This is a genomic window from Deinococcus maricopensis DSM 21211, assembly GCF_000186385.1.
Classification (GTDB): Bacteria; Deinococcota; Deinococci; order Deinococcales; family Deinococcaceae; genus Deinococcus_B; species Deinococcus_B maricopensis.
This window is the reverse complement of sequence record NC_014958.1, coordinates 1722200-1739813: the sequence shown is the minus strand read 5'-3', so window position 1 is coordinate 1739813 and position 17614 is coordinate 1722200. Positions and strand designations below refer to the sequence as shown.

The 17614-nt window shown below is 71.5% G+C and carries 13 protein-coding genes; 5 read left to right on the top strand and 8 right to left on the bottom strand.

The features are described 5' to 3' along the window. The first annotated feature begins 192 nt into the window (after window positions 1-192). A complete protein-coding gene (locus DEIMA_RS18235; RefSeq protein WP_013556767.1) occupies window positions 193-819 on the top strand; it encodes a hypothetical protein in 627 nt (208 codons plus the stop codon). 60 nt (window positions 820-879) lie between these two features. Here DEIMA_RS18235 and DEIMA_RS08170 read toward each other — a convergent pair whose 3' ends face one another. Both DEIMA_RS08170 and DEIMA_RS08165 read right to left on the bottom strand, forming a co-directional pair. After that, a complete protein-coding gene (locus DEIMA_RS08170) occupies window positions 880-3612 on the bottom strand; it encodes an AAA family ATPase (protein WP_013556766.1) in 2733 nt (910 codons plus the stop codon). After that, window positions 3609-4799 carry a metallophosphoesterase family protein gene (locus DEIMA_RS08165; RefSeq protein ID WP_013556765.1) on the bottom strand — a complete coding sequence of 397 codons (1191 nt, stop codon included), beginning with the start codon at window positions 4797-4799 and terminating at the stop codon, window positions 3609-3611. The genes DEIMA_RS08170 and DEIMA_RS08165 overlap by 4 nt, the downstream gene beginning before the upstream one ends. A 143-nt stretch (window positions 4800-4942) precedes the next feature. Here DEIMA_RS08165 and DEIMA_RS08160 point away from each other — a divergent pair, with 143 nt between their 5' ends. From DEIMA_RS08160 to DEIMA_RS08150, 3 genes are all read left to right on the top strand, one after another. Continuing rightward, window positions 4943-5257, top strand: a complete 315-nt coding sequence (locus tag DEIMA_RS08160; protein WP_013556764.1) for a hypothetical protein — start codon at window positions 4943-4945, stop codon at window positions 5255-5257. A 50-nt stretch (window positions 5258-5307) separates the two neighbouring features. Next, window positions 5308-6186, top strand: a complete 879-nt coding sequence (locus DEIMA_RS16900; RefSeq protein ID WP_013556763.1) for a DUF6745 domain-containing protein — start codon at window positions 5308-5310, stop codon at window positions 6184-6186. A 101-nt stretch (window positions 6187-6287) separates the two neighbouring features. Beyond that, on the top strand, window positions 6288-8117 hold the full coding sequence (locus DEIMA_RS08150; RefSeq protein WP_013556762.1) for a vWA domain-containing protein: 1830 nt from the start codon (window positions 6288-6290) through the stop codon (window positions 8115-8117). Window positions 8118-8167: 50 nt separating this feature from the next. Here the strand turns inward: DEIMA_RS08150 and DEIMA_RS08145 are convergent, their stop codons facing one another. From DEIMA_RS08145 to DEIMA_RS08135, 3 genes are all read right to left on the bottom strand, one after another. After that, the gene (locus DEIMA_RS08145; RefSeq protein ID WP_013556761.1) at window positions 8168-10132 is read right to left on the bottom strand and encodes a hypothetical protein; all 1965 of its coding nucleotides are present in this window, start codon (window positions 10130-10132) and stop codon (window positions 8168-8170) included. 232 nt (window positions 10133-10364) lie between these two features. After that, window positions 10365-12026: a hypothetical protein gene (locus tag DEIMA_RS08140; protein ID WP_148234926.1), complete on the bottom strand. Its 1662-nt coding sequence runs from the start codon at window positions 12024-12026 to the stop codon at window positions 10365-10367. 8 nt (window positions 12027-12034) lie between these two features. After that, on the bottom strand, window positions 12035-12991 hold the full coding sequence (locus tag DEIMA_RS08135) for a LacI family DNA-binding transcriptional regulator (protein ID WP_013556759.1): 957 nt from the start codon (window positions 12989-12991) through the stop codon (window positions 12035-12037). Between the two features lie 88 nt (window positions 12992-13079). On the opposite strand from DEIMA_RS08135, the gene recD2 reads away from it, so the two are divergent. Then, complete coding sequence (gene recD2, locus DEIMA_RS08130) at window positions 13080-15227, top strand: SF1B family DNA helicase RecD2 (protein ID WP_013556758.1); 2148 nt, start codon at window positions 13080-13082, stop codon at window positions 15225-15227. 43 nt (window positions 15228-15270) lie between these two features. On the opposite strand, the gene DEIMA_RS08125 is transcribed toward recD2, so the two are convergent. The 3 genes from DEIMA_RS08125 to DEIMA_RS08115 are packed head-to-tail and all read right to left on the bottom strand — an operon-like array spanning window position 15271 to window position 17613. Continuing rightward, window positions 15271-16503, bottom strand: a complete 1233-nt coding sequence (locus tag DEIMA_RS08125) for a zinc-dependent alcohol dehydrogenase (RefSeq protein ID WP_013556757.1) — start codon at window positions 16501-16503, stop codon at window positions 15271-15273. Beyond that, complete coding sequence (locus DEIMA_RS08120; protein ID WP_013556756.1) at window positions 16500-17243, bottom strand: SRPBCC family protein; 744 nt, start codon at window positions 17241-17243, stop codon at window positions 16500-16502. Before DEIMA_RS08120 ends, DEIMA_RS08125 begins: the two co-directional genes overlap by 4 nt. Window positions 17244-17253: 10 nt before the next feature. Continuing rightward, window positions 17254-17613 (bottom strand): hypothetical protein, encoded by a 360-nt coding sequence (locus DEIMA_RS08115; protein WP_013556755.1) that lies wholly within the window; start codon window positions 17611-17613, stop codon window positions 17254-17256. Window position 17614 lies beyond the last annotated feature (1 nt).

Genomic DNA, 17614 nt, shown 5'->3' with positions numbered 1-17614 from the left:
ACCGTGTGCTGGTGCGGCGCGGACGGGTCTGGGCGGGTGCTGTAAGGGACCCGAATCTGAAGGTGGGCGTCAGCCCCGGTGATGTTCTCCTCATGTGCGGCGAATGACCTTTACGAAGCCTTAAAGGACTCATGAGACGCTCTCCACGATGGTGGACGCGCGCCCAGACAGGCTCTTAAGATGCGAGTCGATATGAAAAAGGTTCTCATTCTGACGGCGCTCCTCGGCATGGCTCCCCTCGCTTCGGCGCAGGAGTCGACCACGACCACCACTGAAACCACCACCCAGACCGACACGGGCACCACCACCGACACCACCCAGACCGACACCAGCACCACGACGGACACCACCCAGACCGACACCAGCACGACCACGGACACGAGCACCACCACCGACACGGGCACGAACACCGAAGCGCAGGCGCCCACCATGACGCCCGCCGAGTCCTACGCCCGCGCGCAGGAGCTGGCCGTGCAGGCCGACGTGGCCTACCCGCAGGCCTTCTACGACCGTACCCTCTGGAAGGCGGCCGTGGACAACGCCTACATGGCGAGCGCCGGCGACACCAGCAACCGCGACTACGCCGCGTACCTCGCGCAGCTCTACACCAAGACCCAGTGGTGGATCAACGCGTACAACGCCTGGACGCGCCTCGGCACCCTGAGCGATCAGGAGAAGCAGTGGGCCGCGCTGAGCGCCGCGAAACTCGCGTACATCGCGCTGCAGCGTGGCGACAAGGCCACCGCGCGCACGTACGTGACGCAGGGCATGAGCTGGGCGAACACCCAGAGCCTCAGCGACCTGATGAAGCGCCTCTAAGCGAGACACTGAACCGAAGGGAGGCCCCGCCAGTCGGCGGGGCCTCCCCTGTTGGCCTGCTCAGCCTTCGACCTTCTGGACGTTGCTGCCCGCCACGCTTTTCGTGACGAGGAACCGCGCGGGAAGGCGCTCACTGAGGCTATCGACGTGCGTGATGACGCCCACCATGCGGCCCTGCGTGCGCAGGTTCTCCAGGGCGCCCGCCACGGCGTCCAGGGCCTGCGGGTCAAGCGTGCCGAAGCCCTCGTCGAGGAACAGGGCGCCCAGCACCCGCGTGCCCGCGAGGTAATCGCTCAGGGCGATGGCGAGGGCGAGGCTCGCGAGGAACGTTTCACCGCCGGACAGGGTTTTCACGCCGCGCGTCTCACCGGCGTTCCAGAGGTCCTGCACGCTGTACTCGGTACCGTCGAGCACCAGGCGGTAGCGGCCGTCGCTGATCTCGAACAGCAGTTCCCCGGCGCGGGCGAGCAGCTGTTGCTCGACTTCCTGCAGCAGGTACTGCTGGAACTCGTTGGTTTTCAGGGCGTTCGTAAGGGCCGTCCAGGTGTCGAGGTCGCGGGACAGGCGCGCCGCTTCGCGCTCCAGGTCGCGTTTGCGGGCGAGTTTCTCGCGGCCCGCTCGGACCTGCTCGCCAAGGGCGCCGGCGCGTTCGCGGACGGCGCGGATGCGGCCGTCGAGGTCCGCGAGGTCCCGTTCGAGCTGCCGCAGGTGGGCCGGGTCGAAGGGCGCGTCGCCGAGTTTGCCGAGCAGGTCGCGTTCCTCGGCGTGTAGGCGCTCGAGGTCGGCGGCGTGCGTGCGGGCGGCGCCCTCGAGGCGCGTGATTTCGGCGTCGGGGAGGGCGGTGGCGCGGGCGGCGTCGGCGGTGAGGTTCAGGCGAGTGAGGGCGGCGGTGGCGTCGTGGTGCACGTGCGCACGTTCGGCCTCGCGGTCACCGAGGGTGACGCGGGCGGCGTCGAGCGTGGCGGTGGCCGTCGCGGTGGCCGTCTGCGCCGCGCTGAGGTCCGCGCGGGCGGCGTCCAAGGCGGTGCGCGCGCCGGCAATCTGGTTCAGGAGGGCGCGGCGAGCCCCGGCGGGGTCACCGCCGGCCGCGCGCACGGTGCGGGCGAGGCCGGTCAGGATGCGGCGGGCGTCGTCGTGCGGGTCGCCGGTGAGGGTGGCGGCCTGCTGCTGCGCTTCGCGTTCGCGGGCGTCCACGGCGGCAGTCCAGTCGGTGTATTCGGCGTGTTCGCGTTTGAGGCGTGCGTCGCGTTCGCGGGTGCCGGCGCGCAGGTCCGCGAAGCGTTCGCGCAGGCGGTCGCGGGTGGCTTCGAGGGCGCTCACCTCGGCAGTGAGCGCGCCGAGGTCCTCCAGGGGACCGCTGGGGAGTGCGCGGACCGTCTGTTCGCACAGCGGGCACGGCTGGCCGACGTGCAGGTGCGCGCGGTGCGCGGCGAGGCCAGCGCGTTCGCGCGCGGCGAGCAGACGGGCCTGCGCCGCGTCCAGTGCGCCCTTGACGCGCACGCCCTCGTCCTTGACGCGTTCGAGTTCCGCGAGCTGCTGCGCCTGCAGGGCCTCTTCGGTCTGCAGGCGGGTCGCCTGCGCGTTCAGGCCGGCGCGTTCGGCGGTGATTTCGGTGCGTTCGCGCTTGAGGACGTCGAGGCGCGTGGCGGCGTCGCGGGCGCGCAGGTACGCGTCCTCGTCCCACGCGAGGGGGTGCGTGTGGGTGAGGTCGGGGGTGCCGCCGTACTGGCGGAGCAGGCGCGCGTCGCGTTCGGCGTCGCGCAGGGCGTCCGCGCGCGCTTCCCATTCGGGAATGAGGTTCGCGGCGCCGTCCGCGCGCTGGAAGGCGTCCTGCGCGGCGGTGAGCTGCGCGGCGGCGCGCTGCGCTTCGGCGGTGCGCGCTTCGACGGCCTGCCCGGCGCGGCGGACGCCCTCTTCGGCGCGGGCGAGGGTGTCGAGGAGCGGCAGGAGCCCGGCGACGCTGCGGGCGCGTTCGGCGCGCTGCGCGCCGGCCTGCACGTCCGGCGTGCGGGTGCGGAGGTCGCGGAGGCGCGCGCGGGCGCGGTTTAGGTCGGCGTGCCAGCCTTCGCGGGTGCGTTCGTGCGCGAGGGTGGCGTTCAGGCGCTCGCGGTCCTGCCCGAGGCGTTCGGCGTCGGCGAGGGCGGCGTCGCGTTCGGCGTCCCACGCGGCGATCACGTCGTCGCTGAGGTCGCGGTACTCGCCGTCGAGGAGGGCGTTGCGGGCGGCGAGTTCGTGCGCGAGGCCGCTGCGTTTCGCGCCGGCGTATTCGGCCATGCGGCGCACGTGCTCCATGTTCATGAGCGCGCCGAGCAGTTCCTGGCGTTCGCGGCCGCTGCCGCGCAGGAAGCGGTCGAACTGCCCCTGCGGGAGCAGGATCGCGCGGGTGAACGCGTCGTAGTCGAGGCCGACGGCGCGGGTGATGTGCTCCTGAATCTGCGCCTTCTTGTTTTCGGCGAGGCTGACGAAGCGGCCGTCGACGAGGCGTTCGAAGCGCACCTCGCGTTCGGCCTGCTTGCGGCCGTGCGTGCGGGCGACGCGGTACGTTTCGCCACCGGATTCGAACTCGAAGCTGACGGCGAGGCCGCGCTCACCCTGGCTGATGAGGGCGTCGAGGCCGCGCGCGCCGAGGCGGGGCGTGCTGCCGTACAGCGCGAACGTCATGGCGTCCAGCAGGGCGCTTTTGCCGCTGCCGGTCTGGCCCTGGATGGCGTAGAGTTCCATGTCGCTGAAGTCCACGTCGGCGTGCTGGCGGAAGGGCATGAAGCCCTGCACGGTGAGGCGCAGCGGTCTCATGCGCTCACCGCCTCGTCCTCGCCGGGCTGCGCGGCGGCGTCCGCTTCGCGGAAGGCGTCGAGCAGGGCGGGCGGCACGGCGCCCTTGCGGGCTTCGTAGTAGCGGGTGAAGAGTTCGGTCATGCTGACGCCCTCGCGGGCGCTGGGGGCGGCGCCGGTGCCTTCGCCTACGCGTTCGAGGTCCACGGCGATGGCGTTCGGCGTGGCGCGCAGCACGCGGTCTTTCAGGCCGGGCATGGCGGTGCCGCCGGGCGCCTCGATGATGACCTTCACGAGGCCGCCGAAGCCCTGCACGCTTTCGAGTTTCCGGTCGAGGGTGTCGAGGGTGGCGCGCACCGTGCGGAGTTCACGGCCGGCGCTGAGCGGGAGGGCGTGGACGCGGGCGGGGCGGCCGGGTTCGACCTCCACGAGGTTCACCTGTTTGCGCTCGCCGGCCTCGCCGAAGTCGAGCTGGATGACGCTGCCGGGGTAGTACGCGGGGGGGGCTTCGCCGGGCTGCTGGGCTTTGTGGACGTGGCCGAGGGCGACGTACTGGGCGCTGGCGGGGAGTTGTAGTGGGGAGATGGTGTAGGCGTTGGTGAGATCGAACAGGAAGCTGCGTTCGCTGCCGCTGGGGGTGCTGCCGTCCAGGGTGGCGTGCATCATGAGCATGTTGACGGTGTCGCCGCGGAAGCCGCGTTCGAGTTGCCGCAGGAAGAAGTTGATGCCTTCGCGGTAGCGTTGACGCCACGCGCCGACGTCCTGGCCGAGCAGGTCGGCGCTGCGGATCAGGCGGCGTTCGCTGAGGTACGGGAGGGCGCCGACGGTGAGGGTGGTGCCGTCGCGGGCGGTGATGGTGCGGACGAGCGCCTGGGGGTTGGTGCCGACCTGGGCGACCATCTGTACGCCGACCCAGCCGAGCAGGCCGCTGAGGCTGGCGAGGCGGTTGGCGCTGTCGTGGTTGCCGGCGATGACGATGCTGGGGATGCCGGCGTCGCGCAGGGCGAGGAAGAACTGGAAGATGGCGGCTTCGGCGTCGGCGCTGGGGTTGACGCTGTCGAAGAGGTCGCCGCTGACGAGGACGGCGTCGGCGCGTTCGGTGCGGGCGAGGTCGGCGATTTCGGTGAGAGCGGCGTGGATTTCGGGGGTCCGGTCCACGCCGCGCAGGGTGCGGCCTGCGTGGAAGTCGGCGGTGTGAAGGACGCGCATTGTTGTTGAGGGTAGCATTTCGCCCTGGGCGAAGACTGAGGCCTGCATTCCTCCGAAGTCTTTGACATTTTTACGCTATTGGCGTACAATTGTGGTGTAGGTTTCAAGGTGTTCAGGCTCCCTTTTCGCCCCGGAGGTCCCGCATGGTCCACCCCACCCCCCTCTACCGCCACGGCGACACGCTCGTCGCCCCCACCACGGGCGTGCCCGAAGGGGCCACCCGCCGCGCCGACCTCCACCTCTCCCCCGCCCCGCACCCCGGCGCCGGCCCCCACATCCAAGAACTCGGCGCCGCCCACCTGTTCGAACACGGCGGCGCCCTGTACCTGCAGGTCACCGCCCCCCACGCCACCCTGGTGGACGCGCACCACCGCTCCATGCGCCTCCCCGGCGGCACGTACCACGTCTGGACGCAGCGCGCCGACCCCACCGCGCGCCCCCACGTCCTCCTCGACTGAACCCCACTATCCCACGCCCGACCAGCGCTGCCCGCGCCCGGAGGTTCCGCGTGTTCCGCATCACGTCCCGCCCCAGCCTCACCCCACGCGAGCCGCGCCCCGCCCCCACTGCCCCCCACGCCCCCTGCACGCCCGCGCAGGCACGCACGCTGATCCTCACGGGCCGCGCCCCCGACGACCTGCGCGTCGACGGCGCACTCGACCTCTCCGGCACCGCGCGCCTCCACGAGCTGCCGCGCACCCTGGAATGCACGCACCTGAACGTCAGCGACTGCCCGAACCTCACGGTGTTCCCGGACGTCCTGCGCGCCGCGAGCGTGAACGCCGCCCGCACCGGCGCGCGCGAACTGCACGGCGACTGGCTGGTGCGCGGCCCTGTGGACCTGCGCGGGCACACGCACCTCACGCGCCTGCCGGAACGCCTCACGGCCACCAGCCTGAACGTCAGCGACTGCCCGAACCTGCACGCCCTACCGGACGGCACGCACCTCAGCGGCCCCATCGACGTGGCCGGCAGTGGCCTCAGCGGCCTCCCGCGCGGCCTGCGCGCCCCCCTGCACTGGCGCGGCACGCCCATCGACGCGCGCGCCGCGTTCCACCCGGATGAGCTGCGCGCCGCCGACATCCTCCACACCCGCAACGTCACGCGCCGCCGCGTCCTGCTCGACCGCTTCGGCCTGGACCGGTTCGTGCGCGAGGTCGGCGGCCTGATCATGGACCGGGACCGCGACGCGGGCGGCGAACGCCAACTGATCATGATTCCTCTCGACAACGACGAACCGATCATCGCCGTGAAGGTCCACTGCCCGTCCACCGGGCACGCCTACGTCCTGCGCGTCCCACCGCACATCCGCACGTGCCGCCGCGCCGCCGCGTGGCTCGCCGGGTTCGAGCACGAACGCGACTACCGCCCCGTGCAGGAAGCCTGAGCCTCCCGCCAATTTCCCAAGTTCGCGCGCCAAGCACCGCGCGAGCGTCTACCTTGACAGCACCGCGCAGCGCTCCGGCGCTGCCGACCCAGGAGGCCCCCATGCAGATCACCGCCACGCCCGCCACGCCCGTCGTCCTCGAAGGGACGCCCGCCCCCACCGACCTGCTCCTGCGCTTCCGCGAGGACGTCCCGAACGCCACGCGCCGCCCCCTGAACGTCGCGCTCGTCATCGACCGCAGCGGCAGCATGGCCGGCTCGCCCCTCCGGTACGCCCTGAAGGCCGCCGCGGACTTCGTGGACCGCCTCACCGAAACGGACGTGCTGTCCATCGTCGTGTACGACGACGACGTGGACACCCTGCTGGACGCGCAGCCCGTGCGCGACAAGGCCGCCATCAAGGACCTCCTGAAGGGCGTCCGCGCCGGCGGCATCACGAACCTCAGCGGCGGCTGGCTGCGCGGCTGCGAACTCGTCGCGGGCGCGCGCCGCGCCGACGCCGTGAACCGCGTGCTGCTGCTCACGGACGGACAGGCGAACCACGGCGTCACCGACACCGGCGTCCTCATCAAGACCGCCGCGAGCAAGGCCGAGGCGGGCGTGAGCACCACCACCCTCGGGTTCGGCAGTTCCTTCGAGGAGGACCTGCTGATCGGCATGGCGCGCGCGTCCGGCGGGAACTTCTACTTCATTCAGAGCATGGACGACGCCGCGGACGTGTTCGGCATTGAGCTCGACACCATGAAGGCCGTTGCCGCGCAGAACCTCACGGTCACGCTGACGCCCGCGCCCGGCGTGCAGATCGCGGACATCCTCAGCCTCGCCCGCACGGACACCGGCGCGGACGGCCGCGTTACCCTGCACCTCGGCGACGTATACGAGAACGAGGACAAACTCCTCGGCGTGCAACTGCACGTGTCGGCGCTCGCCGCGGGCACCCACGACCTGCTGCACGTCACGTACCGCGCGGACGCCATCCGCGACGGCCAGATCGAGACGCTCACGGGCGAACTGCCCCTGCAGGCGACCGCCGCCGGCATCGAGGCGGTCGCCGCCGCCGGCGCGGGCAACACCCTGGACCTCGCGCGGCTGCGCATCGCGCGCGACAAGGAACGCGCCGTGGACCTCGCGGACGCCGGGCAGCACGCGGACGCCGCCGAACTGCTGCGCGCCCTGACGGCCAGCCTGACCGCGCGCGGCCTGCACGAGCACTTCGAGATCGCCGAGGAAATCGACCAGCTCACGCACTACGCGGACCGCCTCGCCCGCCGCACGCTCGGCAACGCGGACCGCAAGGAACTCCGCGATCAGGCGTTCCAGGGGCGCCGCGCGCGTGCGGACCTCAGCGGCCGCGGCGTGACCGTGGACGACGCGGCGCGCGCCCTGCCGGTTGTGAGCGACGTCGGCAGCGGCGTGGAACTCGTGTGCTTCCGCGAAGGCGGGAAGCTGCGCGTGAAGGTCATCACGCCCGGCCACGACGAGACGCTGAACGTGCAGTTCCCCCGCACGATCCGCGCGGAAGGCGCGCACTACGTCGTGGAGTCGCTGGAACGCAGCCTGGACGGCAGCTTCTACCGCGCGCGCGGGCAGATCACGCGCCTCGTGCGCCCCGGCGAGAGCGACCCGCTCGCGTCGTTCACGCGCGGCAGCGTCAGCAGCGCCCCGCGCGCCGTGAAGGCCCCCACCACCCTCGCGGACCTGGAGGAGACGGACACCGTCGGGTCCGGCGTCCTGATCCAGTGCGTGAAGGACAAAGGCAAGCTGCGCGCGCGCGTCGTGAGTGACGGGTACGACCCGAACTGGAACATGCGCTTCCCGCGCGGCATCCGCCAGGAAGGCACGCTGTTCGTGGTGGACACCGTCAACACCGGGCCGGACGGCAAATCGTACATCGCGTCGGGGAACATCCGCCGCTTCCAGCAACCGCAGTAACCACAAAGGCAGGAGGGCCGGGCGCGTGCGCCCGGCCCTCCTGCCACGGCTTACTCGTGGTTGGTTTCGGTGATGGCCGGCTGCGTGTCGTTCGCGGCGACGTCCAGGCGCGGCAGGGCCACGCCCGCGCCGTTCACGTCGGTGTTCGGGTCGTTCGGGTTCACGTACCCGAACGTCGCGCGGATGTTCGCCCAGTCGTTGTAGTCGTTCAGGCTGTACGTGCCGGTCGAAACGTACCCGTCGCCGTTCACGTCCGCACGGACGTTCGTGTTCACGTACCCGTTGTTGTTCCAGTCGATCCAGGCGGCGCCGCGGTTGATGCCGTTGTTCTCGTTTACGGCGCCCTCGTCGATGCGTCCGCCCTGCCCGTACGAGTAGTCCATTTTGAAGCTGGTCATGCACGGGTCGTTGTACGTGAGGGCCGAGCAGCTGCCGAGGCGCTGCTTGGCGCGCTCCCACACGCGGTCCGGCGTGTCGTCCAGGCCCGCGAGCTGGTAGGTGTAGTTCATGATGCTGTAGTAGTTGGGTTTGTTGTTGGTGTTCTCGAACCCGCCGTGGCGGAGGTTCAGGGTGTGCCCGAACTCGTGCATGATCGTGGACCCCTGCTGGTTCGCCACCTGCGTGAGGCTCGCGTACGACCAGCCGCCCATGGTCACGACGAAGTCGTTCCCGGCGATTTCCGCGACGCCGCTGCTGCCGTTCGAGCCGTTGGACTGCTGGGAGTTGCCGATCACGCCGTACCGGAACAGGTTCAGGCGGTTCAGGCTGAAGTTGTTCCGGGTGGACCCGTCGCTGTAGCGGGTCGTGCCGTACTTGTAATTCAGGATGCCCCCACAGCTCGACGACGCGAACCCGATGCTGATGCACGCGCTGTACCCGAGCTGGTTGCCGCCGCCGAGGTTGTAGTTCTCGGGTGAGAACCCGGCGCTGAAGGCGTACCCGGCGTCCACGTGCAGCGCGTACCCGGCGACGCGGAACGCGTTGACCATCTTGTCGATGCCCGCGCGTTGCGGCTGGATGAACGCCGACGACGAGTTCATCCAGTCGAGTTCCAGGAAGATGTCGCGCTGGTTCACGCGGGCGCCCAGGTTGTACACGTAGATGCCGTTGTACGGGCCGGACGTGGCCGTCTCGTACGTGTCCGGGATGCCGTCGTTGTCAGTGTCGCCGGTGGCGAGCGGCGCGAGGCCCTGCGCGGCGGCGCTGCTGAGGGCGTCGTTGTTGGGCGCGCCGGGGCTGGGGGCGAGCGTCTGCGTCCACTGGTCGGCGCTGCTGGCCCCCAGGGCCGAGCGGAGGGCGTCGGGGGTGCGCGCGACGGAGCTGACGGCGGACGCGCCCACGCGGGCAACCCGCACGGTACCGGCGCTGCTGGCGCTCAGACCCTCGTTGAACTGCAGGGTGTCCTGCACGGCCTCGCCGCGCAGGAGCTGCACGGTGGCGTGGTCCTGCCAGGCGGGCAGGTGGTCCGCGTCGCCGATGAACACGGCCTGGGGGCCGTTCTGCGCATTCGGGTCGAGGCGGCCGGTCACGAGGACGTACGCGCCAGGCGCGAGCGTCTGGTCGGGCAGCGCGAAGGTCCGGGGGGCGGTGGCGCCGTTCGTGGTGCGGGCGGGGGCGCGCAGGGCGTAGTCGCGGAGGTTCAGGGGCTCGCCGGTGCCGTTGTAGAGTTCCACCCAGCCGCTCGCGTCCGGGCGGGCGTTCAGGCTGACTTCGGTGAGGTTCAGGCGGCCCGTGCGGGGGCCTTCGGCGTGGTACGTGAGGGTGCGGTCGCCGTCGCGCAGGCGGTAGTCGCCGGGCATGGTGGCGTTCACGCGCGCGCCGCGCTCGTCGCGGGTGAGCTGCACGTACGCGTACTGGTCGGGCGTGCCGGCGAACGTCCAGGTGCCGGCGGGCAGCGCGGCGGCGGTGCCGGTCGTGCCGGCGACGGTCGTGGGGATGGGGGCGGTGGTGGTGGTCTGGCAGGCGGCGAGCAGCAGGGTGAGGGCCAGACCGATGGGCAGTTGACGGGTGAGCATGGGGCCTCCTGAGGGGCGCATGACGGGCGCGACCACGGGCCTGCGGCGCGTGGAGAGCGGGGCGTGGATGTTCGTCCGGCCGGGCGGCAGGCCCGGCGCGGTGGGTCAGTGGGGGTGACGCTGACTGTACGCGGTGGGCGTTTAGTGCGCGTTTAGTGTGCGTTCTACATGAACCTGGAGGCGGCTCTGACCGGTCTGGCGCTCGCCCACGCCCGGCAAGCGCCGTCGGTCCTCAGGGCCAGCCGCTGGGGTCCCACGCAGCCTGCAGTTCGGCGTTCACCTGTTCCGCCCACCACGATCCGCTGCCCGGCAGGAACAGCCGCCCACCCAGCGCGCGCCGCCCGGCGCGCACCTCCGCCACGTCCCATACGATCCGCAGGGACGTTTCCAGGCGGTACTCGCGGCTGGCCGCGTCGTAAAGGACGCGCACCTGCGGAAGGCGCTGCGCGACCTCGTGCCGCACCTGATGGAAGTAGTTGCGGGCCGCGCGGGGGGACATCTCCCCGAACACGTCGGCGAGCAGCACGTTCAGGGGCACCGCGCCGTGTTCCGTCAGGTACGCCAGCACCTCCAGCGCGCGCCGCATCGGGATGTGCACGGCGTGGCCTGCGAGGTGCAGGCGTTCCGCGCCCAGGGTCGTGAGTTCCAGCACGGGCCGCTCCGGCCCCAGCCCTTCGAGGGTGCCGGCGAGGACCGCGCGCAGTTCGGGCAGCAGCGGAAACTCGCGGTCCAGGAAGCGTGGGTTGCGCAGGCGCGCGCACAGCGCCCGCAGGGCCGTGACGGTGGCGCCCAGGCGGGCCGCGTCGCCGCGGCAGCGGTACAGTTCGCACTGGTGCAGCAGCGCCACCCCGGCGTCCAGGGGCAGATCGATGTGGGCGTGCACGTCGTGCGCGCGGGTCAGCAGGTCCTCAATGGTCGCGTCGGGCGGCGCGCCGAGGCGCAGCAGGCAGGCGGCGCGGCGCAGGGCGAACCCGGCGTGGTGCTCCTTGGAGGGCAGCGTGCGCAGCAGCTCCTCGGCGCGCAGCAGGGCGGCCTCGCAGGCGGGGGCGTCGCCGGCGTGGGCGCGCAGGGACGCGAGGGTCAGGCGCGCCCAGAATTCGAGGTCGCGGTGCACCTGTTCGAACGCGGCGGACGCCACGAGCTGCATTTCTCGTTCTGCGCGGTCGAGGTCCCCGATGGCCAGGAAGTAGCGTCCCCAGCTGTAGCGCGTGCGGTACTGCTGGCACGCGCCGCGCGCCGCGCCGAGTTTCAGGAGGTGGTCGAGCGCGTCGTCCCAGCGGGCGAGGTGCAGGGCGCCTTCCACGAGGATGGCGTGCAGGTATGGAGCGCCGCTGCTGCCGTCGGTGACGCGGGCGAGCGCCTGCCTGAGCGTGAGGTGCGCGCCGTGCGCGTCGCCGGTGTACAGCTGGAATTCGCCAACCTGCCCGAGAACCATGGGGGCGTAGCAGGCGATCTCGTCGGGCGCGGCACGCTGCAGGGCGTCCCAGGCGCGTTCGGCGTGATCGAGGCCCAGGCGGTACGAGCGGCTGAAGGCGAGCGTGCGGGCGCGGGTGCGCCACCAGACGGCCTCGTCGAGCGGCGTGAGGCGTTCGGGTCGTTCGGCGTCGAGGGTGCGGAGGGCGTCGTCGGGGCGGCCGAGGAACAGCAGGATGCGGGCCAGTTCGGCGCGGGCGCCGGGGGCGTCCGCGCCGACGGGCGCGCGGATAAGGTCGTGGGCGCGGTGCTCCTCGCGGAGCAGCATCAGGGCGCGCACGGCCCAGACGGTGTCGGCGGGCGCGGGGGCGTGCAGGTGGGTGTAGGCGGCCCAGGCGCGCGGCGGGTCGCCGCGCAGCACCGCTGCGCGCACCTCGGCGGACGCGGGCGTCGGGGGGGCGGGGGGGCGGCCGCCGGACATGGACGCGCTCATGCGCTGCGCGGGGCGGGGTGTACGGTTCCGCCGGGGTGGAGGCGTACGGGGACGCGCACGCCGCGCGGCGCTTCGTGGCGCAGGGCTTCGAGCACGAGCGTGAGCGCTTCGGCGGCGATGCGGGGGATGTCCTGCACGACGGTGCTGAGCGCGCGGTCCAGGGGCAGTTCGGGCAGGCCGTCGAAGCCCATGACGCTGACGTCCTCGGGGACGCGCACGCCCAGGTCCGCGAGGGCGACGATGGCCCCGGCCGCCAGTTCGTCGCCGACGGCGAACAGGCCGGAGAAGCGCGCGCCGCCCTCCCAGGCCTGGCGGACGGCGCGGTAGCCGCCGAGCATGCTGAAGCCGCCGGGCAGCAGGGTGGTGTGGGCCCTGGCCTCGCGGGCGGCGGCTTCGAAGCCGGCGCGGCGCGCGCGTTGCACCTGGCTGGGGCCGTCGCCGAGCAGGGCGAGGCGGCGGTGCCCGGCGAGCGTGAGGTGCTGCGTGGCGAGGTACGCGCCGGGCGTGTCGTCCGGCGCGACCCAGCTGCCGCCGGGGTGGTGGCCGACGACGACGGCGGGCACGCCACGCGCGCGGAGCAGGGGGACGCGTGGGTCGTCGTCGAGGACGTGCAGGAGCAGCATGGCGCTCGGGAAGCGTTGGAGGCCGCGCAGGTCGTCGCTGAACGTGAGCAGTTGGAGGCCTTTGGTGGCGACGGCGCGTTCGAGCGCGCGGGCGAACGGGACGCTGTACGGCCTGAGCGTGAGGTGGCTGGACACGCCGAGGGTGCGACCGGTGCGCCACGAGAGGTGGCGGGCGGCGGGGTCGGGAGCGTACCCGAGGTCGTTCATGACGGCGTGGACGCGGTCGCGCGTGCGGGCGGCGACGTTGCTGTGGCCGTTGAGGACGCGGCTGACGGTGCCGGTGCTGACGCCGGCGGCGCGGGCGACGTCCTCGATGGTGAACTTCCGCATACGCGAGTGTAGAAGGTTTCTGGAAGGCCCGCACACAGGTTTGACCAGGCTGGAGTGCCCGGGTCCGCGTGCCGGCCGGAGGAGGTGCATGCTCGACACTTCATCCCCCCACCCCGCGCTATGCTGCACACGTAACGTGACCGAGCGCACCCCCACCGCACAACCCCACCTGCAAGTCACCGGTACGGTCCAGAAAGTCCGCTACCGCGCGGACAGCGGCTTCGCCGTGCTCACGGCCAGCATCCGCAACGACCACGGCGAGGACCCCGACGCCACCCTCGTCGGCCCCGTCCCCCCCCTCGAAGCCGGTGACGCCTTCACCGCCACCGTCGTCGTCGAGGAGCACCGCGAATACGGCCCGCAATACAAGGTCATCGGCATGATCCTTGACGCGCACCCCACGGACCTGAACGAGGCCGGCGTCGCCGCGTACCTGGAGGCGCGCGTCGGCGGCGTGGGGCGCGTCCTCGCCGGACGCATCGCCCGTGCGTTCGGGTCCGCGACCTTCGACATCCTCACCGACGACCCCAAACGCCTGCTGCAGGTGCCCGGCGTCACCCAGAGCACCCTGCACAAGATCCTCGTGTCCTGGGAGGAGCAGGGCGGGGAGCGCCGCACCCTGGCCGCCCTGCAGGGCATGGGCCTGAGTGTCGGGCAGGCGCAGCGCGCCCTGAAACACTTCGGGGTCGCCGCCATCGAACGCCTCCAGACGGACCTGTACGCCCTCACCGAAGTCGAAGGCATCGGGTTCCTCACCGCCGACAAGCTCGCGCAGGAACAGGGCATGCCGCAGGACGACCCGCGCCGCCTCACCGCCGCCGCCGTGTACGCCCTGCAACTCGCGGGCACCAGCGGCGGGCACACCTACCTCCCCCGCCCGCGCGCGGTGCGCGGCCTGATGCACTACACCCGCGTGAACGAGGGCCTCGCGGAAGCCGCGCTGGAGAACGCCACCACCTTCGGCCGCCTCGCCGACGACGATGGCCGCATCTACCTCCCGCACGCCCTGCGCGCCGAGAAAAAACTCGCGCAGACGGTCCGCACGCTGCTCGCCACGCCCCCGCAGGACGAATGGACCGTCAAGCGGGGCGCCGCGAAAGGCCTCAGTGACGAGCAGGAGCAGGTCCTGCACCTGCTCGAACACCACCGCCTGGTCGTCCTGACGGGCGGTCCGGGCACCGGCAAGAGCACCACGACGCGCGCCGTCGCGGACCTCGCGGAGAAGCTCGGCCTGGAAGTCGGGCTGTGCGCGCCGACCGGCAAGGCCGCCCGGCGCCTCGGCGAGGTGACGGGCCGCACGGCCAGCACCGTGCACCGCCTGCTCGGGTACGGCCCGGAAGGCTTCCGGTTCGGCGCGATGGAACCCGTCATGTTCGACCTGATCATCGTCGACGAAGTCAGCATGATGGGCGACACGCTGATGCTCGCGCTGCTGCAGGCCGTCCCGCCCGGCGCGCGCATCCTGCTGGTGGGCGACAGTGACCAGCTCCCCCCGGTGGACGCGGGCTTGCCGCTCGCGGCACTCACCGCCGCCGCGCCCACCGTGCGCCTCAGCCGCGTGTACCGCCAGGCGATGGACAACCCCATCATCGGGGCGGCACACGCCATCATGCACGCGCAGGCGCCGACGTTCGGCGACCCCCGGCTGCAGTTCCACGCGGTCGAGACGGACACGGGCGCGCGCCGCGTGGCCCTGCTCGTCCGCGAACTCGGCGGGCCCGGCAAGGTACAGGTGCTCACGCCCATGCGCAAGGGCCCGCTCGGCATGGACACCCTGAACACGCACCTGCAGACGCTGTTCAACCCGGGGGACGGCGGCGTCCGTATCGGCGACACGCACGCCCGCCCGGGCGACCTGGTCGTGCAGACCAAAAACGACTACCAGAACGAGATCTTCAACGGCACGGTCGGCACGGTCCTCGACATGGAAGGCAACACCCTCACCATCGATTTCGACAGCAACGTCGTCACGCTCAGCGGCGCGGAACTGTGGAACCTGAACCTCGCGTACGCCCTCACCGTCCACCGCGGTCAGGGCAGCGAGTGGCCGACCGTGCTGGGCGTGCTGCACGAAGCGCACGGCCCCATGCTGAACCGCAACCTCGCGTACACCGCCCTCACGCGGGCGCGCGAGCGGTTCATCGGCGTCGGGTCGGAGAGTGCGTGGCGCGCCGCTGCCACCCGCGCGCGCGACGCCCGGCACACGCACCTGCTGGAACGCATCCAGGCGAAGTAAACGCAGCGGACCCCTTGGGGTCCGCTGCGGCTCTTTGCTGGGTTCAGTCGTTCGCTTGCGGCATGGCCTCGCTGGCCTTCATGGGCGCGTGGTCCTTCGGGTCGGCCCAGGGGTCGAGGACGCACTTGATGCAGTTGTCGTGCTTGTGCTTGAAGAGCTTGTACGCTTCGGGCGCCTCGTCGAGCGGCATGCGGTGCGTGATGATGACGGTCGGGTCCACGTCGCCGCGCACGATGTGGTCGGTGAGGCGGTCGAGGTAGCGGTGCACGTGCGTCTGGCCGGTGTGCAGCGTGAGGCCCTTGTTCACGAACGCGCCGAGGGGGATCTTGTCCGCGAGGCCGCCGTACACGCCGGGGACGCTGACGGTGCCGCCCTTGCGGCAGGCCATGATGGCGGCGCGGAACGCGTGTGGGCGTTCGGTTTCGGCGACGCGGGTGGTCTGCTTGACGGCGTCGTATACGCCGCCCACGCCGGTGCCGTGCGCTTCGAGGCCGACGGCGTCGACGACGCTGTCGGGGCCGCGACCGCCGGTCATGAACTTGAGCGCCTCGAAGACTTCGGTTTCTTCGTAGTTGATGGTTTCAGCGCCGCACTGCCGGGCGAGGTCGAGGCGTTCAGGGAAGCGGTCGATGGCGATGACGCGTTCCGCGCCGAGCAGGAAGGCGCTCATGATGGTGAACAGGCCGACGGGGCCGCAGCCGAACACGGCGACGGTGTCTCCGGGTTCGATGTTGCAGTTCTCGGCGGCCATGTACCCGGTTGGGAAGATGTCCGTGAGGAACAGGACCTGGTCGTCGGTGAGGCCTTCGGGGACCTTGTAGAGGTTCTCGTCGGCGAAGGCGGTGCGGACGAACTGCGCCTGCCCGCCGGCGTACCCGCCGGTGATGTGGGAGTACCCGTAGATGCCTGCGGGGGAATAGCCCCAGAGGGCCTCGGCGAGTTTGGGGTTGGGGTTGCTGTTGTCGCACAGGGAGGTTTCGCCGCGCTGGCAGTACCAGCATTTCCCGCAGGAGATCGGGAACGGGACGATGACGCGGTCGCCGACCTTAATGCGTTTGACGTCACTGCCGACTTCGACGACTTCGCCCATGAATTCGTGCCCGAGGATGTCGCCGGGCGCCATGCTGGGAACGTAGCCGTCGACGAGGTGCAGGTCCGAGCCGCAGATGGCGGTGGCGGTGACGCGCACGACGGCGTCGGTGGGCTGGATGAGTTCGGGGTCGGGGACGTTTTCGACGCTGACGCGGTTGATGCCCTGCCAGATGAGTGCTTTCACGAGGTCCTCCGGTTGTCGTACATGGCGGCGGCGGCTTTGCCGATGGGGCTCTTGCGGCCGGCGCTCTGCCCTTCGGTGGTGGGTTCCTGCCCGATTTCGATGATGCGTTTGAGGCGGCGCAGGTCGTCGGTGATCTGCTGGTTGGGTTCCTCGCCGAACATGCGGGCGACGCCGGCGCCGAGGGTGCCGCCGGGGGGGTGGTAGGTGAGATTCACGCGGAGTTCGGTGCCGCGCCCGCCGGGCGCCTCGTGGAATTCGACGTGGCCCTCGTTGGGCACCTGGGCACCTTCGAGGGCGCGCCAAGCGATGCGTTCGTTGGGGACGTCCTCGGTGATGTCGGCGTCCCACTCGACCTTGAGGCCGGCGGGGGCGTTGGCGATCCAGTGGGAGCGGGTGCCGCCGGGCGTCTGCACGGTGACGCTCTGGAGGTGCGTCATGAATTTGGGGAGGTTCTCGAAGTTGCGCCAGAAGGTGTAGAGCTGTTCGGGGCGCACGCCGATGGTGATGGCCTTCTGCACCTGGATGCCGCCGTCCTGCTTGGAGCGGCGGAGGTTTACGGCGCTGTTGTATGGGCCTTTGCCCATGGCGGCGCTGCTGAGCATCAGGGCGCCGCTGGTGCCGAGGAGGAGGCCGAGCTTGTCGGCGCGGCGGAGGCTGAGGAAGATCAGGCCGGCGCCGAGGCCGCCGAAGACGATGCGTTCGGTGGCGCTGGCGTTCTGGGGGTGGTTGTCGCGGGTCATGCGGGGCTCCTTAGGCGGGCTTGGGCGTGAGGGCGCGGGCGGTGAGGACATCGACGACGGTGATGGCGGTGACGGCGGCGATCGCGCGGCTCAGGCGGTAGCGCTGGTGGGGGTGGTGGGGGTCGGCTCGGCCGAGGGAGGCGAGGTCGAGGACGTCGCCGGCCACGCGGGACCACAGCCAGGGGGTGGGGTTGGGTTGCAGCAGCAGGCCGGCGCCGGCGGCGATTTCGCGGACGCCGTAGCTGCGGACGAGGCCGGTGTGGCCGCCGAGCCCGAGGGCGCGGTCGAGTTTGCCGGGGGCGATGAGTTCGGCGAGGCCGAGGCCGAGGCTAAACCAGCCGAGGGCGCGCGCGACTTGGGGTGCGTTCATG